The sequence below is a fragment of the Mycobacterium intermedium genome (assembly GCF_002086275.1).
In the GTDB taxonomy this organism is placed as follows: Bacteria; Actinomycetota; Actinomycetes; order Mycobacteriales; family Mycobacteriaceae; genus Mycobacterium; species Mycobacterium intermedium.
Window position 1 is genome coordinate 26,956 of the sequence record NZ_MVHT01000019.1, and the last position, 25,957, is coordinate 52,912.

Annotated in this window: 24 protein-coding genes and 1 tRNA gene; 9 read left to right on the forward strand and 16 right to left on the reverse strand. The window is 64.9% G+C overall.

What is annotated here, in order from left to right; genetic code table 11:
* Nucleotides 1–16 precede the first annotated feature (16 nt).
* The 10 genes from BST27_RS09355 to argS all read right to left on the reverse strand — a co-directional run bounded on the left by BST27_RS09355 (nucleotide 17) and on the right by argS (nucleotide 11,753).
* Nucleotides 17–670 carry an L-threonylcarbamoyladenylate synthase gene (locus BST27_RS09355; protein WP_069418804.1) on the reverse strand — a complete coding sequence of 218 codons (654 nt, stop codon included), beginning with the start codon at nucleotides 668–670 and terminating at the stop codon, nucleotides 17–19.
* Nucleotides 663–1,514 carry a peptide chain release factor N(5)-glutamine methyltransferase gene (gene prmC, locus BST27_RS09360; RefSeq protein WP_069418805.1) on the reverse strand — a complete coding sequence of 284 codons (852 nt, stop codon included), beginning with the start codon at nucleotides 1,512–1,514 and terminating at the stop codon, nucleotides 663–665. Before prmC ends, BST27_RS09355 begins: the two co-directional genes overlap by 8 nt.
* Nucleotides 1,511–2,584: a peptide chain release factor 1 gene (prfA, locus tag BST27_RS09365; protein ID WP_069418806.1), complete on the reverse strand. Its 1,074-nt coding sequence runs from the start codon at nucleotides 2,582–2,584 to the stop codon at nucleotides 1,511–1,513. The genes prmC and prfA overlap by 4 nt, the downstream gene beginning before the upstream one ends.
* Nucleotides 2,585–2,673: 89 nt before the next feature.
* Nucleotides 2,674–2,913 carry a 50S ribosomal protein L31 gene (gene rpmE, locus BST27_RS09370; RefSeq protein ID WP_069418807.1) on the reverse strand — a complete coding sequence of 80 codons (240 nt, stop codon included), beginning with the start codon at nucleotides 2,911–2,913 and terminating at the stop codon, nucleotides 2,674–2,676.
* 143 nt (nucleotides 2,914–3,056) lie between these two features.
* Complete coding sequence (rho, locus tag BST27_RS09375) at nucleotides 3,057–4,970, reverse strand: transcription termination factor Rho (protein ID WP_069418808.1); 1,914 nt, start codon at nucleotides 4,968–4,970, stop codon at nucleotides 3,057–3,059.
* A gap of 264 nt (nucleotides 4,971–5,234) precedes the next feature.
* Nucleotides 5,235–6,179, reverse strand: coding sequence for a homoserine kinase (gene thrB, locus BST27_RS09385; RefSeq protein ID WP_069418860.1), 945 nt, complete (start codon nucleotides 6,177–6,179; stop codon nucleotides 5,235–5,237).
* A 98-nt stretch (nucleotides 6,180–6,277) separates the two neighbouring features.
* Nucleotides 6,278–7,360 (reverse strand): threonine synthase, encoded by a 1,083-nt coding sequence (gene thrC, locus BST27_RS09390; protein ID WP_069418809.1) that lies wholly within the window; start codon nucleotides 7,358–7,360, stop codon nucleotides 6,278–6,280.
* Complete coding sequence (locus BST27_RS09395) at nucleotides 7,357–8,682, reverse strand: homoserine dehydrogenase (RefSeq protein WP_069418810.1); 1,326 nt, start codon at nucleotides 8,680–8,682, stop codon at nucleotides 7,357–7,359. Before BST27_RS09395 ends, thrC begins: the two co-directional genes overlap by 4 nt.
* 3 nt (nucleotides 8,683–8,685) lie before the next feature.
* A complete protein-coding gene (gene lysA / locus BST27_RS09400) occupies nucleotides 8,686–10,011 on the reverse strand; it encodes a diaminopimelate decarboxylase (RefSeq protein ID WP_232007248.1) in 1,326 nt (441 codons plus the stop codon).
* An 89-nt stretch (nucleotides 10,012–10,100) separates the two neighbouring features.
* Nucleotides 10,101–11,753, reverse strand: coding sequence for an arginine--tRNA ligase (gene argS / locus BST27_RS09405; protein WP_069418812.1), 1,653 nt, complete (start codon nucleotides 11,751–11,753; stop codon nucleotides 10,101–10,103).
* A gap of 112 nt (nucleotides 11,754–11,865) precedes the next feature.
* Between argS and BST27_RS09410 the strand changes: the two genes are divergently transcribed.
* Nucleotides 11,866–11,938, forward strand: a tRNA-Arg gene (locus tag BST27_RS09410).
* A 107-nt stretch (nucleotides 11,939–12,045) separates the two neighbouring features.
* On the opposite strand, the gene BST27_RS09415 is transcribed toward BST27_RS09410, so the two are convergent.
* The 4 genes from BST27_RS09415 to BST27_RS09430 all read right to left on the reverse strand — a co-directional run bounded on the left by BST27_RS09415 (nucleotide 12,046) and on the right by BST27_RS09430 (nucleotide 16,079).
* A complete protein-coding gene (locus BST27_RS09415; RefSeq protein ID WP_083148445.1) occupies nucleotides 12,046–12,528 on the reverse strand; it encodes a hypothetical protein in 483 nt (160 codons plus the stop codon).
* Between the two features lie 620 nt (nucleotides 12,529–13,148).
* Complete coding sequence (locus BST27_RS09420; RefSeq protein ID WP_069418814.1) at nucleotides 13,149–14,165, reverse strand: hypothetical protein; 1,017 nt, start codon at nucleotides 14,163–14,165, stop codon at nucleotides 13,149–13,151.
* A 15-nt stretch (nucleotides 14,166–14,180) separates the two neighbouring features.
* Nucleotides 14,181–15,497, reverse strand: a complete 1,317-nt coding sequence (locus BST27_RS09425; RefSeq protein WP_069418815.1) for a Dyp-type peroxidase — start codon at nucleotides 15,495–15,497, stop codon at nucleotides 14,181–14,183.
* 21 nt (nucleotides 15,498–15,518) lie between these two features.
* Complete coding sequence (locus BST27_RS09430; RefSeq protein WP_069418861.1) at nucleotides 15,519–16,079, reverse strand: hypothetical protein; 561 nt, start codon at nucleotides 16,077–16,079, stop codon at nucleotides 15,519–15,521.
* A gap of 206 nt (nucleotides 16,080–16,285) precedes the next feature.
* On the opposite strand from BST27_RS09430, the gene BST27_RS09435 reads away from it, so the two are divergent.
* Nucleotides 16,286–16,606 (forward strand): hypothetical protein, encoded by a 321-nt coding sequence (locus BST27_RS09435; protein ID WP_139805081.1) that lies wholly within the window; start codon nucleotides 16,286–16,288, stop codon nucleotides 16,604–16,606.
* Between the two features lie 108 nt (nucleotides 16,607–16,714).
* Nucleotides 16,715–17,101, forward strand: a complete 387-nt coding sequence (locus tag BST27_RS09440; RefSeq protein ID WP_139805082.1) for a hypothetical protein — start codon at nucleotides 16,715–16,717, stop codon at nucleotides 17,099–17,101.
* Between the two features lie 118 nt (nucleotides 17,102–17,219).
* On the opposite strand, the gene BST27_RS09445 is transcribed toward BST27_RS09440, so the two are convergent.
* Nucleotides 17,220–18,494, reverse strand: coding sequence for a PucR family transcriptional regulator (locus BST27_RS09445; protein ID WP_069418862.1), 1,275 nt, complete (start codon nucleotides 18,492–18,494; stop codon nucleotides 17,220–17,222).
* A gap of 125 nt (nucleotides 18,495–18,619) precedes the next feature.
* Here BST27_RS09445 and BST27_RS09450 point away from each other — a divergent pair, with 125 nt between their 5' ends.
* The 5 genes from BST27_RS09450 to BST27_RS09470 are packed head-to-tail and all read left to right on the forward strand — an operon-like array spanning nucleotide 18,620 to nucleotide 24,925.
* A complete protein-coding gene (locus BST27_RS09450; protein WP_069418818.1) occupies nucleotides 18,620–20,083 on the forward strand; it encodes a class I adenylate-forming enzyme family protein in 1,464 nt (487 codons plus the stop codon).
* 44 nt (nucleotides 20,084–20,127) lie between these two features.
* The gene (locus BST27_RS09455) at nucleotides 20,128–21,906 is read left to right on the forward strand and encodes a DUF3556 domain-containing protein (RefSeq protein ID WP_069418819.1); all 1,779 of its coding nucleotides are present in this window, start codon (nucleotides 20,128–20,130) and stop codon (nucleotides 21,904–21,906) included.
* Complete coding sequence (locus BST27_RS09460; protein WP_069418820.1) at nucleotides 21,903–23,315, forward strand: phytoene desaturase family protein; 1,413 nt, start codon at nucleotides 21,903–21,905, stop codon at nucleotides 23,313–23,315. The genes BST27_RS09455 and BST27_RS09460 overlap by 4 nt, the downstream gene beginning before the upstream one ends.
* Before the next feature lie 34 nt (nucleotides 23,316–23,349).
* Entirely contained in the window at nucleotides 23,350–24,111 is a 762-nt protein-coding gene (locus BST27_RS09465) for an SDR family NAD(P)-dependent oxidoreductase (protein WP_069418821.1), read from the forward strand.
* A gap of 10 nt (nucleotides 24,112–24,121) precedes the next feature.
* Entirely contained in the window at nucleotides 24,122–24,925 is an 804-nt protein-coding gene (locus BST27_RS09470) for an SDR family NAD(P)-dependent oxidoreductase (protein ID WP_069418822.1), read from the forward strand.
* 20 nt (nucleotides 24,926–24,945) lie between these two features.
* Here BST27_RS09470 and BST27_RS33105 read toward each other — a convergent pair whose 3' ends face one another.
* Complete coding sequence (locus BST27_RS33105; protein ID WP_232007246.1) at nucleotides 24,946–25,332, reverse strand: S26 family signal peptidase; 387 nt, start codon at nucleotides 25,330–25,332, stop codon at nucleotides 24,946–24,948.
* Between the two features lie 195 nt (nucleotides 25,333–25,527).
* Between BST27_RS33105 and sodN the strand changes: the two genes are divergently transcribed.
* Entirely contained in the window at nucleotides 25,528–25,932 is a 405-nt protein-coding gene (gene sodN, locus BST27_RS09480; protein WP_069418823.1) for a superoxide dismutase, Ni, read from the forward strand.
* Nucleotides 25,933–25,957 lie beyond the last annotated feature (25 nt).

A 25,957-nucleotide genomic window follows, 5' to 3' on the forward strand; every position in this document is an offset into this window, starting at 1 on the left:
ACCCGGCGGAATGCGCCTAGGCGATCAAGCTCTCGGCATCCACGCCGAGGACCGACGCGATCTGCTCGGCACCAACCGGTCCCGGCCGCAGGATGCGCGGGGCGGCGCCGGTCAAGTCGACGATGGTCGACGCGGCCTGCTGCGCGGAAGGGCCGGCGTCGAGGTAGACGTCGACGCGCTCGCCGAGTTGGCGCCGCGCCTCGGTGATATCGACAGCGGGCGGCTGACCGGACACGTTGGCGCTGGAAACCGCCATCGGGCCGACCTCCCGCAGCAACTCAATGGCGACGGGGTGCAATGGCATTCGCAGCATGACGGTGCCGTGTGCGTCGCCGAGGTCCCACTGCAACGACGGCGCCTGCACCACCACAAGACTTAGCGCACCGGGCCAGAAGGCACGGATCAATTCCCGGGCCCCGTTGGGCATCGAGTAGACCAGGCCTTCGATGGTGTGCCAGGAGCCGACCAGGACCCCGACGGGCATGTCGCGCCCACGCCCCTTGGCCGCCAGCAGCGCATTCACGCCGACGCTGTCAAAGGCGTCCGCGCCCAGTCCATAGACGGTGTCCGTCGGCATGACGACCAAACGCCCGGCCTTGAGCTGCGCCGCGGCCGTCTCGAGGCCGCGCGCACGCTGGTCGGGGTCGGCGCAGTCGAAGATCTCACTCACTTTGCGCCGCCCCCCTCCTGGCCGTCACGAACCTCGGTCGTCCGGCGAGATCGTTGCGCGGCACTATGTCCTCGAAAACCCCGGCGGCCTCGAAGCATTCGGCGGTCAACCGGGAAGTGGTGTCGTCATGCTCGATGGCGACCAGGCCGCCGGGACGCAACCAACGGGCGGCAAGGCGGACAACGGCCGGTATCACCGCCATGCCATCCGGGCCGCCGAACACGGCGTGGTGCGGATCATGCTGTGCCACTTCGGGTTCGACAAAGGTTCCGTCGGGAACGTAGGGCGGGTTGGCGACGACGAGGTCGACCTGCCCATCAAGGTCGGGAAGCAGCCCTTGTTCAGTGACGTCGGCCCTTACCAGCTGCACGTTGCTGCCCGCGGCGTTGCGCCGTGCGTACTCGAGGGCGGTGTCGGAAACGTCGATGCCGTAGATTCTGCCCGCCGGCCGGTGCCGGGCGAGAGCGATCGCCAACGCGCCAGATCCGGTGCATACATCAACGATCAGCGGGCGCGTCGAAAGTTGCTGCGCGACAGCCCACTCCAAGATCGCCTCGGTTTCCGGGCGGGGCGTGAAGACACCAGGGCCGACGTGGAGCGCGACCGGCCCGAACGAGACCGTTCCGATGAGATGCTGCAACGGAATCCGTCGGGCCCGTTGGGCCACGACGTCGCGGTAATGTCCGAAGAATTCCTCGCCGGGCGGTTCCAGCAAGGTCAACCGCCCGCGCTCGGTGCCGGCCAGGTGGGCGGCCAACTGCTCGGCATCGCTGCGCGCGGAGTCGATTCCCGCTTCGGCGAGCAGCGTCGCAGCGGAGTCGATCGCGTGCCGAAGCGAGGTCATGCCTGTTGTAGTCGAGACTGCTTGTCGGCGGCGGCCAGGGCGTCGAAAAGCGCATCGAGGTCGCCGTCGAGCACCTGGTCGAGGTTGTGCGCCTTGAACCCGATTCGGTGATCGGTGATGCGGTTTTCCGGGAAGTTGTAGGTGCGAATGCGCTCGCTGCGGTCCACCGTGCGGATCTGGCTCGCGCGGTCCGCCGAGGCGTCGGCAAGCGCCTGCTCTTCGGCCAAGGCCTGCAGACGGGCGGCCAACACCTGCAACGCGCGCGTCTTGTTCTGCAGCTGCGACCGCTCGTTCTGGCAGGTGACGACGATTCCTGTGGGCAAGTGGGTGATTCGCACCGCGGAGTCGGTGGTGTTGACGCCTTGGCCGCCTTTGCCCGAAGAACGGTAAACGTCGATGCGCAGATCCGATTCGTCGATGTGCACTTCGCCGACTTCTTCGGGTTCCGGGTAGACCAGCACGCCCGCGGCCGAAGTATGCACGCGGCCTTGGGATTCCGTTACCGGCACGCGTTGCACCCGGTGTACGCCGCCCTCGAACTTCATCCGCGACCAGACACCGTCGGGCGAATCGCCCTTACTGGCGATCGACAGCGTGGCGTCCTTGTAGCCGCCGAGATCGGAAGTGGTCTCATCCAGGACCGTCACCGTCCACCCGTGGCGCTCGGCGTAGCGGATGTACATTCTGGCCAGGTCGGCGGCGAACAGCGCCGACTCTTCCCCTCCCTCACCGGATTTGACCTCGAGCACGATGTCGTCGGCGTCGTGCGGATCCCGGGGGGCCAGCATGTCGGTGAGTTGGGTGTCCAGTTCGGCGACCCGTGCCTCCAGTTCGGCAACCTCGTCGACGAACGACGGGTCGTCGGCGGCCAGTTCACGCGCGGTCTCGAGATCCTCGCGCGTAGCTACCAGCTTGCGATGGGTCGCGACGATGGGGGCCAAGCGGGCAAACCGGCGCCCGGCTTTGCGCGCTTCGTCGGGCTTGCTGTGCAGTTCGGGATCGGCCAGCGCGCGCTCGAGTTCGGCGTGTTCGGCGAGCAAGACGTCAATCGTCTGCACCGGTTGCGTCATGTCACACCTCCTGCCGCCTGCTTACCGTAAACGCGAACCGACGCCCGGCCTGTGCAGCGTTGTGCACAGTTCGGGCGTCGGTGTGCCAGCTATTTGTCGGCTTCGGCCTTGTCAGCTGCGGCCTTGCGCTTGCCGTACCGCCGCTCGAAGCGGGCGACCCGGCCGCCGCTGTCGAGGATCTTCTGCTTGCCGGTGTAGAAGGGGTGGCACTGTGAGCAAACCTCGACCACGATGCGACCGCCCGGCTTGGTGCTGCGCGTCTGGAACGTGTTCCCGCAACCGCAGACCACGGTGGTCTCGTCGTAGGCGGGATGAATGTCGGTCTTCATGCTGTCCTCTTCGATCTTTCGCTCGTGGCCCTCGGCTCGTGACGCGGCTGTCCGGCTTGTAGTCGAGGGCGATTATGCCAGGTCAACCGCCATGAACCCAAAACACCGATAAGGGCTCGGACATTCCCGGCGGCGGGTTTGTGTCAGTCGTTGTCCATGTTGCCAGGTGTCGTCTTGGAAACCTGGACCAGGAACTCGTAGTTGGTCTTCGTCTTGCGCAGCTGCGAAATGAGCAGGTCGATGGCTTGGTGGGAATCCAAGCCCGACAGCACCCGGCGCAGCTTGTGCACGATGGCGAACTCGTCGGGCGAGAGCAAGAGCTCGTCCTTGCGGGTACCCGACGGATTCACGTCGACCGCGGGGAACACCCGGCGCTCGGAGATCTTGCGGTCCAACTTGAGCTCGGCGTTACCGGTGCCCTTGAACTCCTCGAAGATGACCGTGTCACCGGTGGAGCCCGTCTCCACCATCGCGGTGGCGATGATGGTCAGCGAGCCGCCTTCCTCGATGTTGCGGGCGGCGCCCAGGAAACGCTTGGGCGGGTACAGCGCGGTCGAGTCGACACCACCGGACAGGATCCGGCCCGACGCCGGCGACGCGTTGTTGTACGCGCGGCCCAACCGGGTGATCGAGTCGAGCAGCACGACAACGTCCTTGCCCTGCTCCACCAGCCGCTTGGCCCGCTCGATCGCCAGCTCGGCGACCGAGGTGTGGTCTGACGGGGGCCGGTCGAACGTCGAGGCGATGACCTCTCCCTTGACCGAGCGGGTCATGTCGGTCACCTCTTCAGGCCGCTCGTCGACGAGCACGACCATGAGGTGGCATTCGGGGTTGTTCCTGGTGATGGCGTTGGCGATGTCCTGCAGAATGGTCGTCTTACCCGCCTTGGGCGGCGACACGATCAGGGCGCGCTGTCCCTTGCCGATCGGCATGATCAGGTCGATGACGCGCGTCGTCAAGCGCTCGGGGGTCGTCTCCAGACGCAGCCGCTGGTTTGGATACAACGGCGTCAGCTTGCCGAAATCGGGCCGCTTCTTGGCGTCCTCGACCGGCCCGCCGTTGACGCTGTCCAAGCGCACCAGTGGGTTGAACTTCTGCCGCTGGTTGGGCTGCTCGCCGTCCTTGGGCACCCGTACCGCGCCGGTCACGGCGTCGCCGCGACGTAGGCCGTACTTACGCACCATGTTCATCGACACGTAGACGTCGTGCGGACCGGGCAAGTACCCCGACGTACGGACGAACGCGTAGTTGTCGAGCACATCGAGGATCCCGGCGACCGGTTGGACGACGTCGTCCTCACGCAGTTCGGCTTCGCCACCGGCCTCGCCTGATCGCTCGCCGCGGCGGCGGCGGTCGCGGAATCGGCGGCCACGACGGCCCTGCCGTCCTTCGCCTTCGTCGTCGCCACCGCGGGCCTGCTGACCACCCGAGCCCTGCTGGTCACCGCCTTGGTCCTGGTCGGAGTCCTTGCGTTCGGCGGTCTTGGTGTCCTGCCCGCCGTCCTGGCGGTTCTCGGCTTTCTCGGCTTTGTCAGCTTGGTTGGCTTTGTCGTCGGTGTTGGCTTTGTCGTCGGCTTTGTTGTCGGCGCCGCCATCGGCACCGGAGGACGACCCGGCGTCGCGCGATGCGCCGCGACGCTCCCGACGCCGCGGTCCGGCCGACTGACCGCTCTGCTCGTCCTTGGACGGTGCCTCGGTTGTCGTCGACGCCTCGGCCTTGGGGGCGTCCGCGCCGGCGTCTGCAGCCTCTGTCGAGGGCGCTTTGGTACCCGACACACCGTTGGACTGGTTTCTGATTTCCTGGATCGCGGCGATCAATTCGCTCTTGCGCATGCCCGAGGTGCCCTTGACGCCAACCTGGTTGGCCAGTGCACGCAATTCGGGCAGCACCATCGTGGATAGGGAGCCCGAGCCGGCCAATGCAGTGGTCTTTACATCTGAAGTGGCTGGGGTGTCCTTGGTTTCTTGAGTCGCTCGACTTTCGCGAGACTCGGTGGCGGCGGAAACCGACGTGACGTCGGTGCTGTCGCTAGCCGTGATGAGGTCCGTATCAGACACGGATTTCCTTTCTTTCCCCTGCTGATCAGGTCATGCGGGGGGTTCGTGCAATCAGCTAGATGGCCGAATGCCCAATAGTCGACTCTGCAACGGTGATCGCCAATAAGGGGGCGGAGTAAGCGGCGAACCTCGTACGAGAAGAATTGGTGGTTTGTCCTAGCGGCAATGCAGTGTATGCAGATGCAGGTGCTGCGATTGCTGGACGGCTCCGAGGATAGCCCGCTTCCTGGCGGGAAGCAAGCAACCCCCCGGCAACGTTGTGAATCAATCCCGAACTGTGGGTCCCGGGCTCCAGCGAACTCCTTCGCCGGCGGTCATCGCAGCTATCTTGAATCCATTTGCCGCCCCGTACTCCACGGCTTCCGGGGGTAATTCCGGCTCCGTTGTGAGTGCGATCAATGCGGGCCCAGCCCCGGATAGGGCTGTCGCAACATTGAGACGCCGAAGCAAGCGCAAATATTCCGCCGATGCCGGCATCGCCGGAGCGCGTTGCGGCTGATGCAATACGTCTTCCGTGGCGGCCAGCAGCAAATCAGGGCGTTGCGTGAGCGCGACGACCAGCAACGCAGCGCGACTGATGTTGAATCGTGCGTCCTCGTGGGTGACCTGCACGGGCAGCAGTACCCGAGTTTCCGCGGTCGACGACCGCACATCCGGAATCAACGAGAACAGGTGAATATCCGGGTGGAGCTGCAGCGGGGCCGCCAGATATCTGGGCCGATCCTGGGTCGCGTCGGTCCAGGACACCACCGCGCCGCCTAGTACCGCGGCGGCGGCGTTGTCCGGATGGCCCTCGAACTCCGAGGACAGCTGGATTAGCTGCGCCTCGCTCAGAGGTTTCGAATCCGTCTGTGCGACAAGACCATTAACCGCGGCCAACCCGCCGACGACGGCCGCCGCAGAGGAGCCCAGCCCGCGTGAATGCGGAATGTAGTTGCGGCAGCGCACCACCAGGCCCGTCGCGCTGACTCCTGCGGCCTCCAGACCACGGTGGACGGCGCGTACCACCAAGTGGTCAGCGTTCAGCGGCACCTGACCGGCGCCCTCGCCTTCAACCTCCACCACCAGGCCGGATTCCGTTGTCTCGACCACGATCTCGTCGACAAGACTCAACGCCAGGCCGAGGGTGTCGAAACCAGGGCCGAGGTTGGCGCTCGATGCCGAGACGACGGCGCTCCCGATCAGACCTGCGGGCAGGGGCAGGGCCAGTGCGGCGCCCGCGGCGCTCGACTCCGCCGCATTCGCGAACACCAGGTCGGATGAGTGGCGTCCCGCTTCGTCCGACTCCGCCGCGCTCGCGAACTCCACTATGCCAGCCCCAGGTTTTCCACCACCAATACCGGATCCACCGGCAGCGGAGACACAATTGGCATGTCTTTGAGCGCAGTATCGGGGTCTTTGAGACCGTTACCCGTCACCGTGCAGACCACGGTCGACCCGCGCGCCACCCAGCCGTCGTCAATAGCCTTGAGCAGGCCCGCGATGCTGGCCGCCGACGCGGGCTCGACGAACACACCCTCGGTGCTGGCCACCAGGTGGTAAGCCGCCAGAATCTCCTCGTCGGTCGCGGCCAGAAAGCGCCCTTTGGACTGTTGTTGTGCCTCAACGGCTGACGTCCACGATGCGGGTGAACCGATGCGGATGGCGGTGGCGATGGTCTCGGGGTGGCTGACGGGTTCGCCGAGCACCAATGGCGCCGCGCCGGCCGCCTGGGTGCCGAGCATGCGGGGCAGCTTGTCGATCAGCCCGTCTCGGTGATACTCGGTGTAACCCTTCCAGTACGCGGTGATGTTGCCGGCGTTGCCCACCGGAAGGGCATGGATGTCCGGCGCGTAACCCAACGCGTCGACAATCTCGAATGCCGCGGTCTTCTGCCCCTCGATGCGCACCGGGTTGACCGAGTTCACCAGCGAGATCGTCGGGAAATCTGCCGCCATCTTGCGGGCCAGTTCCAGGCAGTCGTCGAAGTTGCCGTCGATCTGAATGATCTTGGCGCCGTGGATAACCGCCTGCGCCAGCTTGCCCATTGCGATCTTGCCCTGCGGAATGAGCACCGCGCAGGTGATGCCGGCGCGGGCGGCGTAGGCGGCCGCCGACGCCGACGTGTTGCCGGTCGAAGCGCACAGCACTGCCTGTTGCCCACGAGCCACCGCGTCGGTGACCGCCATGGTCATCCCGCGGTCCTTGAACGAACCGGTGGGGTTGAGACCTTCCACCTTGAGGTGGATGGTGCAACCGGTCTTCTTCGAGAGCTTGGTCGCCGCGATCAGCGGGGTGCCACCCTCGAGCAGGGTGACCGGAGTCCAGTCGTCGCCCACTGGCAGCCGGTCGCGGTATGCCGCAATAAGACCGGGCCAGGGCTGGTGGACCGTGGTCCTCGGGGTACTCATATGCTGGTTCCTTCCAATCGCAGCACGCTTGCCACCCCCGAGACAACGTCCAAGTCGGCCAGTGCATCAACGGTTTCCGAGAGCGCGGCATCGGTCGCTTGGTGGGTGACCACAACGATGCGTGCGCCCACCCATCGGCCGCCCTCGTCCACCACGCCTTCCTGGCGAACTTCGGCGATGCTCACCTCACGTTTGGCGAATTCGGCTGCGACGGCGGACAGTACGCCGGGTTTATCGGCGACGTTCATGCTGACGTAGTAGCGGGTGGGGATGAAGCCCATTGGAGCCACCGGCAATTGGGCGTACTGGGACTCGCGTGGGCCGCGGCTGCCCAGGACCCTGTTACGCGCCGCCATCACCAGATCACCGGTGACCGCCGAGGCGGTGGGTGCGCCGCCGGCACCCTGGCCGTAGAACATCAGGCGCCCGGCCGCCTCGGCCTCGACCACGACGGCGTTGAACGCCCCGTTGACCGAGGCGAGCGGATGCGACAAGGGCACCAGAGCGGGATAGACCCGGGCCGAAACCCGTTGCTGTCCTTCGTCGGTGGTGATGCGCTCGCAAATCGAGAGCAGTTTGATGGTGCAGCCCAGCGACCGTGCGGACGCGAAATCCGCCGGGGTGATCTTGGTGATGCCTTCGCGGTACACGTCATCCGCGGTCACCCGGGTGTGAAAGGCGATGGACGCCAGAATGGCGGCTTTGGCCGCCGCGTCGTAACCTTCCACGTCCGCGGTGGGGTCGGCCTCGGCGTACCCCAGCGCGCTCGCGTCGGCCAGGGCGCTTTCGTAGTCGGCACCGGTGCTGTCCATGGCGGACAGGATGTAGTTGGTGGTGCCGTTGACGATGCCGGCCACGCGTAGGACCGTGTCGCCGGCAAGTGACTGGGTCAGCGGGCGGATCACCGGGATCGCGCCGGCGACCGCCGCCTCGAAATACAGGTCGACGAACGCGCTTTCGGCGGCCTTGGCCAACTCGCCGGTGGAGGTCGACAGTAGCGCCTTGTTGGCTGTCACAACGGACTTGCCGTGCTTGATCGCGGAGAGGATCGCCTTGCGGGCCGGTTCGACCGGGCCCATCACTTCGACGACGATGTCGACGTCATCGCGTGACACCAGCTCGTCAATGTCGTCGGTCAGCAGTTCGATCGGTACGCCTCGGTCGGCGGAGACGCGGCGCACTCCCACGCCGCGCAGCACCAATGGGGCCCCGATGCGGCCGGCAAGATCGTCGGCGCTCTCGTTGATGATGCGCACGACTTCACTGCCGACGACACCCAACCCCAGTACCGCTACGCCGACCGGCTTTTCGTCATCCGGCACAGGTCACCTCACTTCCAAACTCAGCAGATCGTCGACCGTCTCCCGGCGCAGAATCAGGCGGGACTTGCCTGCGTTGACGGCTACCACCGCAGGGCGGCCAAGCAGGTTGTAACGGCTCGACAATGAATAGCAGTACGCTCCGGTCGCTGCGACGGCGATCAGGTCGCCGGGCCGCAGGTCGTCGGGCACCCAGGTGTCGCGAACGATGATATCGCCGGTCTCACAATGCTTTCCGACAACCCGGGCCGACACCGCGGGCGCATCGCTGAGCCGGGATACCAGCCTGACGTCGTATTGCGCGTCATAGAGAGCGGGCCGGATGTTGTCGCTCATGCCGCCGTCGACGCTGACATAGCGCCGGTTTGCGGTGGAGCTGACGTCGACATCCTTGACGGTGCCGACCTCATAGAGCGTGACGGTCCCGGGTCCGGCGATGGCGCGTCCGGGCTCAACGACCAGCTTCGGCGTGGGCAGGCCGGCGGCGGCCGATTCGTTGCTGACGATGGTGCTCAGCTTGGCGGCCAGGTCGGCTATCGGGGGCGGATCGTCGGACGGTAGGTACGAGATACCCAATCCCCCACCGAGGTCGATCGTGGCAAGCTGCGCGGTCTTTTCCGCGCCGAACTCGCGGACGACCTCGCGCAACAGGCCGATGACGCGGTGCGCGGCGATCTCGAAGCCCGCGACATCGAAGATCTGCGAACCGATGTGGCTGTGCAAGCCAACCAGACGCAGGTGATCGGTGGCGAAAACCCGGCGGATCGCGGCCATGGCCGCACCGCTGGCAATGGACAACCCGAACTTCTGGTCTTCGTGGGCGGTGGAGATGAACTCGTGGGTGTGCGCCTCGACTCCGACGGTGAGCCGCACGAGAACGTCCTGGACGACTCCCGCCTCGCCCGCGATCGCGTCCAGACGCTCGATTTCCTGCATCGAGTCCACGACTACATGGCCCACACCGGCTTTGACGGCCGCGGTCAATTCGGCGACCGATTTATTGTTGCCGTGCAGGGCAATTCGGCCCGGGGGGAAGTTCGCATGCAGCGCCACCGCGAGCTCACCGCCGGTGCACACGTCCAGCGACAGGCCCTCTTGGTCGATCCATCTCGCTATTTCGGTACACAGGAACGCCTTTGCCGCATAGTGCACGTGCTCGCCACCGCCGAATGCCGAGGCGGTCTCGCGGCAGCGGGAGCGGAAGTCGTCCTCGTCGATGACGAACAGCGGCGTGCCGTACTCGTGCGCGAGGTCGGTCAGCTTGAGGCCACCGATGCTGACAACACCGGATTCGTCACGAGTGGTGTTGCGCGGCCATACATTTGGCGCCAGCCGTAGTAGCTCGTCCGTGGACTGCGGACGCGGGGGGCTGGGCGCGGGTCGGGTCTCTTCGGCGTGGCGAGGACCGGCGGGATGAACGTTCACATGCGCTCCGGGGCACTCACTCCGAGGATTGCCAGCCCGTTGGCGATGACCTGACGGGTCGCCTGGCACAGCGCGAGACGTGCGGCATTGAGGTCGGTGGGTTCCTCGTCACCCTGCGGCAGCACCCGGCACGAGTCGTAGAACCGGTGGTAGTCGCCGGCCAGGTCTTCCAGGTAGCGGGTGATCCGGTGTGGTTCGCGCAGCGACGCGGCCGTCTTGAGCACCCGCGGAAACTCCCCGATGGTGCGCAGCAACGTGCCCTCTTTGTCGTGGCTGAGCAGATCGAGGTGTTCGGTGTCCGGGGCGAGGCCGAGTTCGGCGGCGTTGCGCGCCAAGGCCGAGAGCCGGGCGTGCGCGTATTGCACGTAATACACCGGGTTTTCGTTCGAGGCGGAGGACCACAGTTCCAGATCGATGTCGATCGCGGTGTCCACCGACGAACGGATCAGGCTGTAGCGCGCGGCGTCGACGCCCAGCGCCTCGACCAGGTCGTCGAGGGTGATCACGGTGCCCGCGCGCTTGCTCATCCGGACCGGTTGACCGTCACGGACCAGGTTGACCATCTGCCCGATGAGCACCTCGACCGTGGCCGGGTCCTCCCCGAACGCGGCCGCCGCCGCCTTGAGCCGCGAGATGTATCCGTGGTGGTCGGCACCGAGCATGTAGATGCACAGGTCGAAGCCGCGTTCGCGCTTGTCCAGGTAGTATGCGAGGTCGCCGGCGATATACGCCGGCTTGCCGTCGCTCTTGATCACGACGCGGTCCTTGTCGTCACCAAAAGCGCTGCTGCGCAACCAGGTTGCGCCGTCCTTTTCGTAGATGTTGCCCGTTTCGCGCAATCGGGCGATGGCCTGGTCGACCCGGCCGCTGGTGTGCATCGAGTCTTCATGGGTGTAGACGTCGAAGTCGGTGCCGAATTCGTGCAACGACTCCTTGATGTGGCTGAACATCAGGTCGACACCGATTTCACGGAAGGTCTCGTGCATCTCGTCGTCGGGCAGGCTCAGCGCGTCCGGCGCCTTCTGCAGGACCTGGGCGGCGATGTCGTTGATGTAGGTGCCCGCGTAGCCGTCTTCGGGCGTCGGTTCGCCCTTGGCCGCCGCGATCAAGGAGTTGGCGAACCGGTCGATCTGGGCGCCGTGGTCGTTGAAGTAGTACTCGCGGACCACGTCCGCGCCCTGGCTGGTCAACAGCCGACCCAGGGCGTCACCGACCGCGGCCCAGCGGGTGCCGCCGATGTGGATCGGCCCGGTGGGGTTGGCCGAGACGAATTCCAGATTGATCTTGTGCCCGGCCAGCAGGTCAGAGGTGCCGAAGGCGTCACCGGCCTCGATGACACTCTTGACGATCTGCGCCTGCGCCGAGGTCTCCAGGCGCATGTTGATGAAACCCGGTCCGGCCACCTCTGCGGAGGCGATACCGTCGGCGCCTGCCAGGGCCTCGGCGAGCCATCCGGCCAGCTCACGGGGGTTGGCGCCGACCTTCTTGCCCAGCTGCAGGGCCAGGTTGCTGGCGTAATCACCGTGCTCAGGGTTGCGCGGCCGCTCCACCGTGACCGTTGCCGGCAATGCGGACACGTCGAGGCCGTGCTCGGCCAGCACCGCAGTAGCGGTGGCTTTGAGCAGCTCAGCGAGGTCAGCGGGGGTCACGATCGTCCATCCTATTGGCTGGGGTGCTTGCCCCCCGAATCCATTGCGGTGGTCAGGCCTCCATTGTGATGCGTTACTCTGGGCGAGCCCCATCGGTGCATCTGGTTTGTGCGCCCCCGTAGCTCAGGGGATAGAGCGTCTGCCTCCGGAGCAGAAGGCCGCAGGTTCGAATCCTGCCGGGGGCACAAGCTTTTTTTGCAGCTCAGACTCGATTTTTGGGTGATAGCTCAACGGCCTGCGTGCGATCAGCGCGATTGTCGCGGCGCGGCGGCGGCGGACAGCAAACCCCTGGTCAGCCACCGCCCTCCTTGCGGGCCGCCTCGACCAGGTTGGCCGCCGACGTGGGGTCCATCTGGTAGAACATCGCGCCAGTGGGATCTGCCCACACGGTGACACTCAGGTATTTCTGGGTGCCCTTGCGCGTGTGAACGGTGGCAAGCCCGTCGTATTTGTTGAGGCCGGTGTTGATCAGCGTCAAGTCGTCCGCAACCGTGATTCCGTAATCCTTGAACGCATCGAGAGTGTTCATCTGATTCTGCAGCAATTCGACGACCTGCTGCTTCACCAACGGAACGTTGACCGACGGCGGCGGCAGGGGCGGCGGCGGCGGCGGTGGCGGGGTGGTCCACCAGTGTCCGGCCACCACGACCGATATGGCGAAGGCCGCAACGGTGGCGGCAAGCACCGTCTGCACCACGCGGATCTTGTTGGCCGTGCTCATGCCCCCGTATTGGCCAACGTCTTCATCGTCTAGGTCTTTCGCTTCCTCCACCACGGTGGCCCATCATTCCGCGTTGCCGCGCCGCTTCACTGGATGCCACGCCGGTCCAGCGCTCCCGTTGTTCGCGAGCCTGTGTCGGTCTCGCAAAGGTGTAGGCAGGGCTATTGCTTGCACGGCGAGGTTCATTCGTCGTAGAGCGTCGCGGTCCATACCATTTCGGTCCGCTTGAGTCGACCACCCACGTGGCCGGGGTGCCCTGTAGGAGGTAGACCTCGTCGATATCCCGCAGCGATCATCGGATCTCGTCGAGGGTGCGCGTGAACTGCGAGAGCTCGGCTCGATCCCGTCCCTGGTGTAGGCGCACTTCCAGACGGCTCCCTGCCATAGGGCCACCGTAGCGGCGGAGGGTGACTAGCTGAAGCGCAGTTTCGTATCGAGCCAGCTACCTGAAGCGCGCTACAGCTCCTGCTCGGCCGCCCACTCGCCGTTGTCCTCAACAGAACACCACGGCACCGTCCGCGCTCACCCGCCGCCCAGTGCCACCAGCGCACCCCGCCCTCGGAGCGGGCCAAGGGCGGCAGCGCGGACACCGGAATGCCCATCGCGACCATTCTCGACATGACGAAGATCAGGGTCGCGATCGGAACGGCTTTCTGCAGTGCGCCCGTCGGCGATTACTTCATTGTGGCGAGGTTGTGCCAGAGGTTTTTGAGACTGTCTGTGCCTCCGAAGAGGGTGGTGAAGTTCGTTGAGTCGATCAGGACGATGTCACCGGCCCGTTGCCCGCTGGGCGGCATCCAGATCAGCGCGTTGAACTCGGTGTTGCCGTCGGCGGTGAAGGGATGAGGCCGGTTGGGGTCAACGCGTTGACGGCCCAGTACGCGCAAGGAGTCGCTTTCTGGTGCGGTCAGTTCGTAGTGCGGCAGGTGGGGATGGAAATTGAGGGTGGTGACGTTGTCGAGCAGCCGCGGAGTGTCCAAGTCGCGACACGCGCTGAGCGGAGCGATTTCATCGGTGCCGTCCACGACGGCAGGGCGAAGTCCCCATTTGTTGTAGACGGGAACGTCGAGCGCCTTCATCAGTGAGCGGGTGTAGGCGGTGAAGCGTTGCTGGCGTGGCACCAACGGGTCGCCATGGTGTAGGTACTCGACCTGCCGCTGCTGCATGTCGTCGGTGAAACCGACGTCATGATGCGGAGCCAGCAGCAGGCAGGTGCCTTCCCGCTTCAGCCATTCTTGAATGGCTGAAATTTCCTCCGGTGCCGCTTCCTCCTGCCCAACCAGATGATCCAGCCCGAACACCATCATGGTGTCGGTGTCAGCGAGGATCCGCTCGTCGATCAGCTGCTTGTAGCCCGCCTGATCAATGCGCTGAAACACCGCCACCGGATGGCCCGTCGCTTCACCGGCCAACTCTTGAAACGCCAGCGTCGAGCGGTGAAACAGCTCCAGAGTGCCTGCGACGCCTTGCAGGAAGTTGGCTTCGTCCCAATCCTCGCCTTCGTAGTTCGGCCATGCCGCCCTGCGCACCTCGGTCATGGTGGAGAACCTGTTGTCCAGTTCTTCAATATCGCGTTGCGACTCCCAGGGATAGCTCCACGTCCAGTAGATGCTGATGCGCCGCCCACCCGAATGTGTTCGTGGAACGTGCAGTTGGTTGTAGGTGCGAGCTCCGCGTCGTGTAGCGGTCATGAGTTTTCCTGCTGTTCAACTGAGTTGGGCGAGATAACGCATTGCCTTGATGCCGGGCAAGAAGAAGTACGCCCCGCCGGTCAGGGTCGTAAATGCTGGAAGTCCTTTGAGGACCTTTCGTATCGGACGCTTGGGGATCTTGAATTCGAGCGTGCCGTCCTGCGTGCCGCAGATCGGATCGTGTTCGTTGCCCAACTCGTGAAAGGTCCGGTCGTTGATCCAGACGTTCTGGGCGAACTCGAACTGCCGCATCAGGTTTGCGCAGATGATGAACGCGGCGATGCCGCGGTCGGCGCCGTCGTCGGCAGCTCCGTCTGGAAGCGCAGGACCGTAGGTAGCCCCGCGGCGGATCATCCGCCGTCGGTTCATGTTGTGCGCGGTGTCCCTAGGGTTGAGCCGCCTCGCGTGAGCGCCGAGCGGGCATGCGTACCCATGCGGGTCCATCTCTTTGTAGTTGAAGTCGTTGTTGCGCATGGGATCGGCACCCAACTCGGGGTCATCCTTATCGGGCGCCAGCACAAGCGGGGCGCCGCTGCGCCAGCGACCCATGAACTTCGCCGCAAGCAACTCCTGTTCCTCGGGGGTCTCGGCGTTGTCGCTCAAGTACTCTCGGAAGAGGCCGACATGTTCCTGCAGCCGTCGGTACGCGGCGTATGTGCCGTTCCGGGACAGCACGTCCGGTTGCGGCAGATTAACTACCGGACCCAATTCGTCGGGATAGCCGAGGATGAACTCGCCCGCCTTCAGCGGGTCGCCGGAGCCCGGAGTGGGCTCCTCGCCGGTCCCCTCGATCACCGGTTGAGACAGGCGATCCCGGAAGCCGAAGTGGTCGTGGGCATAGTTGAACGGCGGTGTGGCATTCAGGTCCAGATACGATAGCCGCCGCACACCACCGATACGCGCGAGAAGGTCGTCGTGGACGCCGGTGGCCCTGGCCTGCTCGGCGTCATCACGGGCGAACAGGATCGCAATCGCGTGCAGATCCTCGCCGGCCAAACCGCCGACCCAGTTGTCGGGGTGGTTGGGGCCGGTATCACCCAAGATGTCAGCGCGTGCAGCCATCCCTTGGCGAAAGGCCTCGGGGAAGGTGTCCAGTGACTCCTCGGGCACTCCCAACGCTCGAAGACCCGTCCACGTGAACCCCAGCGTGACCCACCGCTTGGTGTCGTCCATCGTGCTCGGCACCGATGCCGCCGACTCCACGACTTCCACCATTTCGGACAGCCACGCCCGGCCGCCGACGGCCGTGTCGAAGGACAGGAACTCGTAGCGACCGGTCATCGCCGGCGTGCGGGTCAGCAGAATGTGCTGGATGTCATCGAGTTCAAGCATGTTTGCCACAGACTGCGGCGTTCACTGCATCTGATCGAGCATCGTGGAGAATGCCGCCTTGAGCCGCAGAGCTTTCTTGACCTCGTCCGCTGTGACGTACGGGTATTCACCGTATTCCAAGAAGCTCGGGAAGTGGTGGTCGCGCACGAACTGCACAAATGCTTCCGGATTCTCCTTCCAGTCCTCGGGGAAGCCCTCCAAGTTCACGAAAGCCGTCGTGATTCCGGTCTGGCTGAACAACTGCACCGCGTCTTCGGTGTACTTGTCGAAGTCGGTGTCGAAGATGCCTTGGTATTGGAAGTACAAGCCGAACCCCACATCGAAAAGCACCCAGCGCAGGTAGTGCAGGCGCAAGACGGCTAGCGCGTCCGGACTGGCTTTGATCGTCTCCTCGATCTGCTTGCCGTAGGCACGAAGCGCCTCCTCACGGCCCTCCTTGACCTTTGCGATGATGGAAAATCCGTAGCAAGCCGGAGTTCGCGGATAAACCGGGCCGTAACGGCCGCGTTGCGGTTCGAAGTAGCCCTCCTTGGGGATGGCCATCGCCGCCGGCTTACTCCAATCCTGATCGAACGCAGCCATCTTCATCCCTTCCATCACCTTCTGATGGGCCGGACGCTAGCACTCGATCTTGTCCACGTCTGCATAATCGGCGCGACACCGAACTCTGTTCACATTCAAGCTATGCCCAGTGCCGTTTTCGCTGGTCGGCTGTACTGGCCGGGTGATCGTTGGGTCGGCGGTGTTCCCCCCAGGCGGCGAGGTCACCGCCCGGTAAAGCTCGTTGCGTGAGTGTGGGATTCAGCCCGACGCCGGCGCGCGCCCGGCACCGGAGCGGCGAGCATGTCGGCCCGTCCGGCGGCGACGTGCACGCTGTCGCCGAGGCTTTTACCGCATTACTGGTGCGTGGCGGACTGACATTCGGCGACGGACCCGACGACGCGCCCGCTTCGGCGCGCATGTTGTGCTGGATGGTCGAGCGCAGTTTCTACCAGGCATCGAGGATTTCCGAACCGGAACTCGAGCACGAAGCCGCGGGTCCCAGTGCAGATGCGCCCAGTCATGGCACGGCTTGCCGCGAGTCGAACACCAGTCCGCCACCGTGCTAGACGTGAATTCCGCAGACGCCGCAAATGCGGCAGTCTTGTCCCCATGCCGACGGGTTGTTCGCGGTCCTGACGGATACCCTTCGATCCAATTCCAATGAGGTGGTCAACGTGACAAGGACGCAACGCCACGATGCCGGCAACCGGTCGCTGATCGAGGACGCTCTCGGTCATGTTCGCGAGGCGGCACCAGTCGGTTGGCAGCGCGTGCGTGTGGAATTCATCTCGGCCGCCGATCCGCCTTTCGCCCGGGGATGGGCGGTGGTCGGCTCGGACACCCTGCCGGTGCCCGTGCTGCCTGAAGCCATCGAGCTGCTGATGGAATTTCAACGCCGTGCTATCGAGGGCGATGGCGCCGGATTCCGCAAGGTGATCGCCGAATGCGACTGCGCGGAGGACCTCAAGGTGCACACCGTGCCCGCGCAGGCTTCCGGTCGGACTCCAGGTTCGGGCGGGGAGCGCGGAGGCAAGCTCCGCAGGATCTGGTCACGTCGATAGCGGCGTTGGCCGCCGAGCCCGGCGCGAGCGCGCGCATTTGTACGTAATCTGCGGCGTGTCGCCGTACAAACGCGGTCGCTCGCGAACTTCGCGCAGGAACCGCGTGGCGATCTTCTGGTTAACCCTCGAGGACTGCAGTACCAAGCCGGTGGCAGACGAGCAATGCCAGCTCGACGTCGAGCCTGTCGTCCTCGATCGGGCATCCCCGGCGACTGATCGCCCGCTGCACGCGATATTTCACCGAATTGAAATGCAGGTTGAGCTCCTCGGCCGCCGCCTTGTAGCTGCCGCCCTCCCGAAGAAACACCCGCAGCGTTTCGCGCAGGAGTCGATCGTTTTTGGAATCGTTCGCCAGCGGGCCGAGAGTCTCACGCACCCACGCGCGCGTTTCGCCGATATCGCCGCTCAACAGTGCCGCCGGGGTCAATCCCGGCTCGCTTGCGGCGACAATGCGGGGCGACGCGGATCCGGCGGCGATTGCCACGCGGCGGGCATTCTGCGCCTGGCCGTGCGAGCGCCGGAACCCGTCGACGCCGGGCAGCGCCGTCCCGAGCGCGACACGCGGTCCGTCGGACTTATCGGCTAGCAGTGCGCGGATGCGCCCGATCGGGTTGGCACCGGCGTCGGCCCCGAGTGCGATCCAGCCCCATCCGGTGAGCCGATCGGCCGCGATGAACAACGCATTGCTGGCCTGCGCGGTGTCGGCGATTTCGTTGAGATAGCGTTCCAGCCTTGCGATTTCGTTGCCTGCCGTCGAGTCGTCGGGCAGCCAGAGGATGAGCGCCAAATGCGTTCGCCGCAGCGGGTAGCCGATGGCCGTCGTCATCGCGTCCACGTCGACGTCGCCGCCGGTGAGGATCTCGGCAACGCGGACGGCACGCACGCGGCTGCGGTTCTCCAGCCAAAGGTCCCGCTCGGCCTCGTATACCTCAACGACTTGTTGGGAAATCCAGTCGATATACCGGAAGGTCACCTCGGTCATCCACTCGAAGACGTCGCGGCCAAGCGCCGGATCGAGGTTGAGCGTGCGGACCTCGTCGGCAATCATCCCCACCATCGCCTGATGCCCCAACCGATATGCACGCACCATTGCATGCATCGGCACGCCGCGCTGCGCCAGCCGCCTGGCGTATTCGAGCGCCGCAGTAGGGGGCTCGACTCGATCGATCGGAATGTCGTGCTGGAAGGCGCGAAAGACCGTATCCACGTTTCCTGCGGTACTGGCGGCGAGCAGGCCCATCAGTTGGGCGTCGCCAGGGAGCTCCGAGATACCCCTCGTCAAGGTGTCCACCACGGCCCGCGTCAGGCTGGGTAGCCGGGCGGCGAGCCGATCGACCACCGCGGCGGCTGTCTCGGTGACGGCCGCCTCGTCGCACCGGTTCGGATCCGGCATGAACAAACTGTAGAACGTCTCGGGACCCGACTGTGGGAAATACTGTCTTCCGGCGACAAAAGCGGGAATGAAGTTCATGGCGTCGCGACGGTGTTTTGAGCGCCGCCGATTCGTACGTTCATCACATGAACTTGCCTACCCTCCCCGACCTTCGCGCACAGCAGGACCCCGGCGCGCCGGCCATCGCCGACGACCGGTTTGACCTCAACAACGCACAGTTCCTCGACGCGGTCACCGGCGCCGCCGCGACCCTGCAGGCGCACGGCGTTCGCGCCGGCGATGTCGTTGCCGTCATGCTGCCCAACACCGCCAGCCTTGTCGTATCCCTTTTCGCAGCATGGCGTCTGGGCGCGGCGGTGACCCCGATCAATCCCGCGCTCGCGCCGGCGGAGGCGGTCTATCAGGTGGCCGACGCCGCGGCGAAGGTCGTGATTGTTGACTATCCCATCGATTTCGAGGTTTCTGCGGAGGTGCTCCTGACCGATGAGCTGACCTCCGCCGGGTCCGCGGCTGCCACCCCGGTCGTCGGTGATGCGCTCGCACTGCTGATCTACACCAGCGGAACGACGGGGCGCCCCAAAGGAGTCATGCTCGACCACGCCAACCTGGATGCGATGTGCGCCATGGCGATCGATGCGTTCAAACTCACCGAAGCCGACCACAGCCTGCTGATCCTGCCCCTGTTCCACGCCAACGGCATTGTGGCGGGCACGCTTTCACCGCTGCTCGCAGGCGGTCGCACGACCATCGCCGGCCGGTTCAGCCCGAAGACATTCTGGAATCGGATCGAGCGGAGCCGCGCCACGTACTTCTCGGCCGTCCCAACCATCTACGCGATGCTGGCCGACCTGCCCGCCGAGATCCGCCCGGATGCATCCTCGGTACGGTTCGCCGTCTGCGGTGCCGCCCCAGCCAGCGTCCAGCTGCTGAACAAGTTTGAAAACCGTTATGGCATACCACTTATCGAAGGGTACGGACTGTCCGAAGGGTCCTGTGCGAGCACTATCAACCCGCTCCACGGTACGCGCAAGGCGGGCACGGTCGGACTGCCGCTGCCCGGGCAGACGATCCGCATCGCCGACGCAAGCGGTCAACCCGTCCCCGACGGTCAGGCCGGCGAAGTCCTAATACAAGGACCAAATGTCATGCGCGGGTATCTAAATCGGCCGGAGGAGACCGCCAAGGCGCTGGTCGGCGGCTGGCTGCATACCGGCGACATCGGCCGGTTCGACGAGGACGGCTACCTCGTTCTCGTCGACCGGGCCAAGGACATGATCATCCGTGGCGGCGAGAACATCTATCCGAAGGAAATCGAGACCGTCGTCTACCAGTTGCCGGAAATCGCCGAGGCGGCCGTAGTCGGCCGCGCCCATCCGGTCTACGGCGAAGAGCCCGTCCTGTTCGTCGGGACGACCCCGGGTATGACAATCGAGCCCGATCAGATTCGCGAGTACCTCTCCGGTGCCATAGCGAAATACAAGCTGCCCGTTGAGATCACGATTCTTGACGAACTTCCGAAGAACCCCGTCGGCAAAATCGACAAGCCGTCGCTCCGGAAGAACTTGCAGACCGTTCCGCACACCGCGTAACACCCAACCTCCAACACCCATCCAACGAACCAGGATTCACTCAAATGGGATTTACTACACCGGTGTTCCCGGACGTCGATCCGGACACGTTTCTGCAGAAGACATTTACGGAGCGGATGCGCCTGCTCACGACCAACTGGGTTGACAACGGGTTCGGCTCGCCGACGATGGTCCACGCGATCTACATCGTCAAACTGATCTTCTGCTACGCGCTGGGCGGTGTCCTCGTCGCCACGTTGACGTCGGATCTGCCGGCGTTCTGGCACATCTCCGAATGGTGGAACCAGCCGATCGTGTATCGAAAGTTCGTGCTCTGGACCGTGCTGCTCGAGTGCTTGAACGTCGCGGGCGCATGGGGACCGTTGTGCGGCAAGGTCAAACCGATGACTGGTGGAGCCCGTTTCTGGGCACGACCGGGCACCATCCGGTTACGTCCCTTCAGGTGGGTGCCATTCACCGGCGGAGACCGCCGTACCTGGTTCGACGTGGTGCTCTATGTCGCGCTGCTCATCGCCGTTGCCGTTCCGCTGCTTTCACCCGGCGTGCACAGCGACTCACTGTCTGCGGTCATGCCCCACAACGTCTCGGGTCTGGTGAGTCCGGTTCTACTCGTCGCACCGATGGTGCTGCTGGTAGTGCTCGGTCTGCGGGACAAAATCATCTTCCTGGCTGCACGCAGCGAGCAGTACCTGCCCGCGATCCTTTTCTTCACGGTCCTGCCGTTCATCGACATGATCATCGCGCTCAAGCTGCTGATCGTCGCGGTGTGGGTCGGTGCGGGAGTGTCGAAGTTCGGCAAGCACTTTTCCAACGTCATCCCGCCGATGGTGAGTAACAGCCCGTTGGTCCGGTTCAAGTGGCTGAAGCGGGCGCACTACCGCGATTTCCCCCGCGACCTGCGCCCGTCACGGCTCGCCGATGGGATGGCCCACGTGTTGGGCACCACCGTCGAAATCATCGCCCCGCTGATCCTGCTGTTCTCCACCAACAAATGGCTGACGGTCGCCGCTGTGGTCCTGATGGTTGGGTTCCACCTGTTCATCATCTCGACGTTCCCCCTGGCGGTACCGCTGGAGTGGAACGTGATGTTCGCCTACACAACCATTTTCCTGTTCCTCGGCTTCCCGAACTGGAACGGATACGCGACCACGGACATGTCGTCGCCGTGGTTGTTGGCAGGGATCGTCGTTGGTCTGCTGTTCTTCCCGATCCTCGGCAGCTTCCGACCCGACAAGGTGTCGTTTCTGCCGTCGCTGCGGCAGTACTCCGGCAACTGGGCCTCGGCCGTCTGGGCGTTCGCGCCAGGTGGGGAGAAGAAGCTCGACAAGGTCACGCGCTCGACGAAGAACCTGGTCGACCAGTTTGTCGACTTCGGGTACGAACCGCGGTGGGCCGAAATCACGATGCACCAACCCGTTGCGTTTCGGACCATGCACAGCCAGGGCCGCGGCCTGTTGTCGGTGCTACTGAACAACTTGCCCGACATCGACACCCGCACCGTGCGTGAGGCTGAGTTCGTCTGCAATTCGTTGATCGGGTTCAACTTCGGTGACGGTCACCTGCATAACGAGGACCTGATCGCCGCTGTGCAGCGGGAAGCGGCCTTCGAGCCGGGCGAACTGGTGGTCGCGTGGGTCGAGTCGCAGGCCTGGGGCAGCAAGGTACAGCACTACAAGGTCATCGACGCCGCCCTGGGCGTGATCGAGCGTGGCACTTGGAAGGTCGCCGACGCAGTTGCCGAGCAGCCGTGGCTGCCCAACGGCCCTATCCCGACCGAGGTGAGCTGGACTAGGCAGAACCACCGCGTTGAGGCCCTGCCATGAGCACCGCGATCGTCGTCGGAGCCGGGCCCAACGGGCTCGCCGCCGCGATCACACTCGCTCAAGCGGGAGTCCAGGTGACCGTGCTGGAGGCCGCCGACGAGATCGGCGGCGGTACCAGGAGCAGCGAGGCGATCATTCCGGGACTGTTGCATGATCACTGCTCCGCCATACACCCGATGGCCGTGGGATCGCCGTTTCTTAGTGGGCTGCCATTGGAGCGCTACGGATTGTCCTGGCGGTGGTCCGAGGTCGACTGTGCCCATCCGCTCGACGACGGCAGCGCCGGCGTGCTCTACCGCTCGGTGGATCAGACGGCGGACGGTCTGGGTGGTGATGGATCGCGCTGGCGCGCACTGTTCAGTGGTCCATCCTCGAAATACGATGCGCTGTCCGACGACATCATGGGTCCGCTGCTGCGGATTCCCTCACATCCCTTGACACTGGCCCGCTTTGGCGTTCCGACCGTGCTGCCCGCGTCAACGCTGGCCCGCTGCTTTCGTACCCCCGAAGCCCGCGCCCTGTTCGGAGGTGTTGCCGCCCACGCATTCCGGCCTTTGCACCATCCCATGACGTCGGCGATCGGACTCGGGATACTCACCGCCGGCCATCGCCACGGCTGGCCGGTCGCTGCCGGCGGCTCGCAATCCATTGCCAACGCGATGGCATCGCTGTTGGTCGACCTCGGTGGCAAGATCGAGACCGGCGTGCGTATCGAAACGGCGTCGCAGCTCCCGCCCAACGACGTCACGATGTTCGATCTGGCCCCGGAGGCGATAGCGGGAATCCTCGGAGATCGGTTGCCGCGCAGGGTTTCCCGGGCCTATCGGCGATTCCGGCGCGGACCGGGTGCATTCAAGGTCGACTTCGCCGTCGAGGACAGCGTCCCATGGACCAATCCTGCCGCGCGCCACGCTGGGACGGTCCACGTGGTCGGCGAATTCCCCGAGCTGGCCGCCGCCGAACGGGACGTTCACGCCGGCCGGATGCCCGAGCGTCCTTTCGTGCTGGTCGGGCAGCAGTATCTCGCCGACCCGCAGCGCTCCGTCGGCAACGTCCATCCGCTATGGACCTATGCCCACGTCCCGAACGGCTACACCGGTGATGCGACGGAGGCGATCGTCTGCCAGATCGAGCGATTCGCACCGGGTTTCCGGGAACGGATCGTCGGATACACGGTCCGATCGACCACGCAGATGGCGTCCTACAACCTCAACTACGTCGGCGGAGACATCATGACTGGCTCGAAGGACGTCCGCCGGCTCGTCTTCGGTCCGCGCACCACACTCTCGCCCTACCGCGTAGGGATACCCGGAATGTTCATCTGCTCGGCGGCCACACCGCCGGGCCCGGGTGCACACGGCATGTGCGGGGCCAATGCCGCGCAGCTCGCGCTTGACGAACTGCGTTGAACGACAAATCAAATGACAACTCGAGGAAACGGAAATGAATGATCTCTCAGGGCGACGCGCACTCGTCACCGGCGCTGCACGCGGCATCGGCCTGGCCATCGCGCGCCGCCTGGTCCAGGGCGGTGCCCGCGTGGCACTGGCCGATCTCAACGCCGATGGGGCCGTCGCCGCCGCCAACGAACTCGGCAACGGATGCATCGGCCTGGGCTGCGATGTGCGCTCCACCGACGATGTGCAGGCCGCCGTCGAAGCCACCGTGAAAGCATTCGGCGGCCTCGACCTGCTGGTCAACAACGCCGGCATCGAAATCGCCAAGCCCATCACGGAACTCACCGACGAGGAATTCCGCCACATATTGGACATCAACGTCGTCGGCACGTTCCGCTGCACCAAGGCGGTGGTCCCCGTGATGGCCGCGTCCGGAGGGGGCGCGATCGTCAACCTGGCCTCCGCCGCCGGCACCGCGGGTGGGCCACTGCTCAGTGCGTACTGCGCATCAAAGGGAGCGGTCGTGCGCTTCACGGAGTCGGCCGCCATCGAGCTTCGCCAGGTCGGCATCCGCGTCAACGCGGTCTGTCCCGGAATCATCCAAACCGACATGGGCGACCGACTGGGCGCAGCCGTCGAGGCGATCGCACCGATCCCCTTCGACGACCTGGTCAACCTCAAGCAGGGCCGCTACGGCACCCCCGCCGAGGTCGCCGAAACCGTCGCCTTCCTTGCCTCTGACGAAGCCCGCTTCGTCAATGGATCTCACTACCTGCTCGACGGTGGACTCACCGCAAACCTTTTCTAGGAGAACACAAATGACAATCACAACTTCACCTGAACGCTTCACAATCAGCACGTCCGGCTCCCTGGCCGGCAAGGTGGCCGTCATCACCGGCGCCGCCCGCGGCATCGGCTACGAAGTCGCCAAGAAATACGCAGCTCACGGTGCGGTGGTCGTCGTGTCCGACATCAACGAGGATGCGGCCGCCTCGGCCGCACAGACGTTGCCCAACGCCACCGCCGTGAGGTGCGACGTCCGCGACGAAGTCACCACCGCAGCCCTGTTCGATCACGTGCTCACCGAGCACGGCAAGATCGACATCGTTGTGGCGAACGCCGGAATCGCTACTCTTGCACCGCTGCTCGACATGCCGTTTGACATGTGGCGGCAGATGATGTCGATCAACCTCGATGGCGTCTTCCTCACCGTGCAACATGGCGCCCGCGCGATGATCGCCTCGCAGGTGGCGGGATCCATCATCACGATGGCGTCCGTGACCGCCCTGGCCGCAGTGCCGCTGGCTGGGCACTACGCCGCGGCGAAGGCCGGCGTGGTCAACCTGACCAAAACAGCAGCGCTCGAGCTGCGGCCCGCCGGGATCCGGGTCAACGCGATACTGCCGGGCTTCGTGGAGACGGAGCTGGTGACCGGGAACCGCGAACTGTACAACCAGGCCCTGGGCATCGATTTCGACGACCTGCTGGCCCAGACACAGGGCGGTTACGTCACAGTCGACGACGTCGCGGATCTGGCCGTCTTCCTGGCTGGTGATCGCGCACAATTCAGCACCGGCGGTGCGTTTGTGGTCGACGGGGGGCTCTCGGCAAGTCTTTTCTGAGCGACACGGGTGGACGACATCTACGGACCGCGTCGACCGGGGACGCCGCCAGCATCGGAACGCCAGTACCGGAAGAGGACGCGACCCAACACGATCGCTTCACCGTATTTCCGCGAGTCGTCCGTGACGAGCGGATTGTCGCCCTCGATCCACCAGCCGTCCCCATGTGGCCGTATCGCCCGTTTGACGACGAGCAGGTCCGGTCGGCTGCGGAATCGCGCGATCACCACGTCGCCCGGCCGCACTCGGCGCACCGGGTAAGCCACCAGCGCGTCACCGTCACGCAGCGTCGGCACCATCGAGGGCCCGGACACTCCGACTCGCAACGCCCGCGACACCAGCCACCCGACCGCCGCGCCCGCGGCGGCAAGTACTACCACGACCGTCCTGCGCCGCACCGGGGTCACAGCCGAACCGTACCGTCCGCTTACGAGACCACCAGGCCGCGATGTCAGCCGCCGCCCGAAATTCCGTCCAGGTTCTGCATCGGTTTATCTGGTGTTTTAGCGGTAGGGTCGCCAGTAAGGAGACCGAACACCGCTCTCCGTGCGCGAACAGACATTCGCGCAGCCACACCGAAGTTTGCGTTGTTGGAGGATCGAATGCGACTGCCGAGCTTTCTCGCCCCTAACCTCATCGCTCGTGCGCACTGCGACCTGCCTTGCGGTGTGTACGACCCGGCCCAGGCGCGAATCGAGGCCGAGTCGATCAAGGCCATCGCCGAGAAGTACCAGGCGAACGAGGACCCCGAGTTCCGCACCCGGGCGCTGATCATCAAGGAGCAGCGTTCCGAACTCGTCAAGCACCACCTGTGGGTGCTGTGGACCGACTACTTCAAGCCGCCTCACTTCGAGAAGTACCCCCAGCTTCACCAGTTGGTGAACGAAGCCACCAAGCTCGCCGGCGCCGGCGGTACCAAGGGCTCCATCGACCCGCAGGTTGCGCAGCAACTCCTCGACAAGATCGACGAGATCGCCAAGATCTTCTGGGAGACCAAGCAAGCCTGATCGGCACCTGTTGTCCTGTCACGGC

Bases quoted from the DNA above. Each gene is read 5' to 3' on its own strand.
- prmC (WP_069418805.1), bottom strand. From the start codon at position 1,514: ATGACCTCGCTTCGGCACGCGATCGACTCCGCTGCGACGCTGCTCGCC.
- BST27_RS09455 (WP_069418819.1), top strand. From the start codon at position 20,128: ATGGGATTTACTACACCGGTGTTCCCGGACGTCGATCCGGACACGTTT.
- BST27_RS09430 (WP_069418861.1), bottom strand. From the start codon at position 16,079: ATGGCTGCGTTCGATCAGGATTGGAGTAAGCCGGCGGCGATGGCCATC.
- BST27_RS09445 (WP_069418862.1), bottom strand. From the start codon at position 18,494: ATGCCGGATCCGAACCGGTGCGACGAGGCGGCCGTCACCGAGACAGCC.
- BST27_RS09470 (WP_069418822.1), top strand. From the start codon at position 24,122: ATGACAATCACAACTTCACCTGAACGCTTCACAATCAGCACGTCCGGC.
- BST27_RS09450 (WP_069418818.1), top strand. From the start codon at position 18,620: ATGAACTTGCCTACCCTCCCCGACCTTCGCGCACAGCAGGACCCCGGC.
- prfA (WP_069418806.1), bottom strand. From the start codon at position 2,584: ATGACGCAACCGGTGCAGACGATTGACGTCTTGCTCGCCGAACACGCC.
- sodN (WP_069418823.1), top strand. From the start codon at position 25,528: ATGCGACTGCCGAGCTTTCTCGCCCCTAACCTCATCGCTCGTGCGCAC.
- thrC (WP_069418809.1), bottom strand. From the start codon at position 7,360: ATGAGTACCCCGAGGACCACGGTCCACCAGCCCTGGCCCGGTCTTATT.
- BST27_RS09425 (WP_069418815.1), bottom strand. From the start codon at position 15,497: ATGCTTGAACTCGATGACATCCAGCACATTCTGCTGACCCGCACGCCG.
- BST27_RS09420 (WP_069418814.1), bottom strand. From the start codon at position 14,165: ATGACCGCTACACGACGCGGAGCTCGCACCTACAACCAACTGCACGTT.
- BST27_RS09460 (WP_069418820.1), top strand. From the start codon at position 21,903: ATGAGCACCGCGATCGTCGTCGGAGCCGGGCCCAACGGGCTCGCCGCC.
- rpmE (WP_069418807.1), bottom strand. From the start codon at position 2,913: ATGAAGACCGACATTCATCCCGCCTACGACGAGACCACCGTGGTCTGC.
- BST27_RS09465 (WP_069418821.1), top strand. From the start codon at position 23,350: ATGAATGATCTCTCAGGGCGACGCGCACTCGTCACCGGCGCTGCACGC.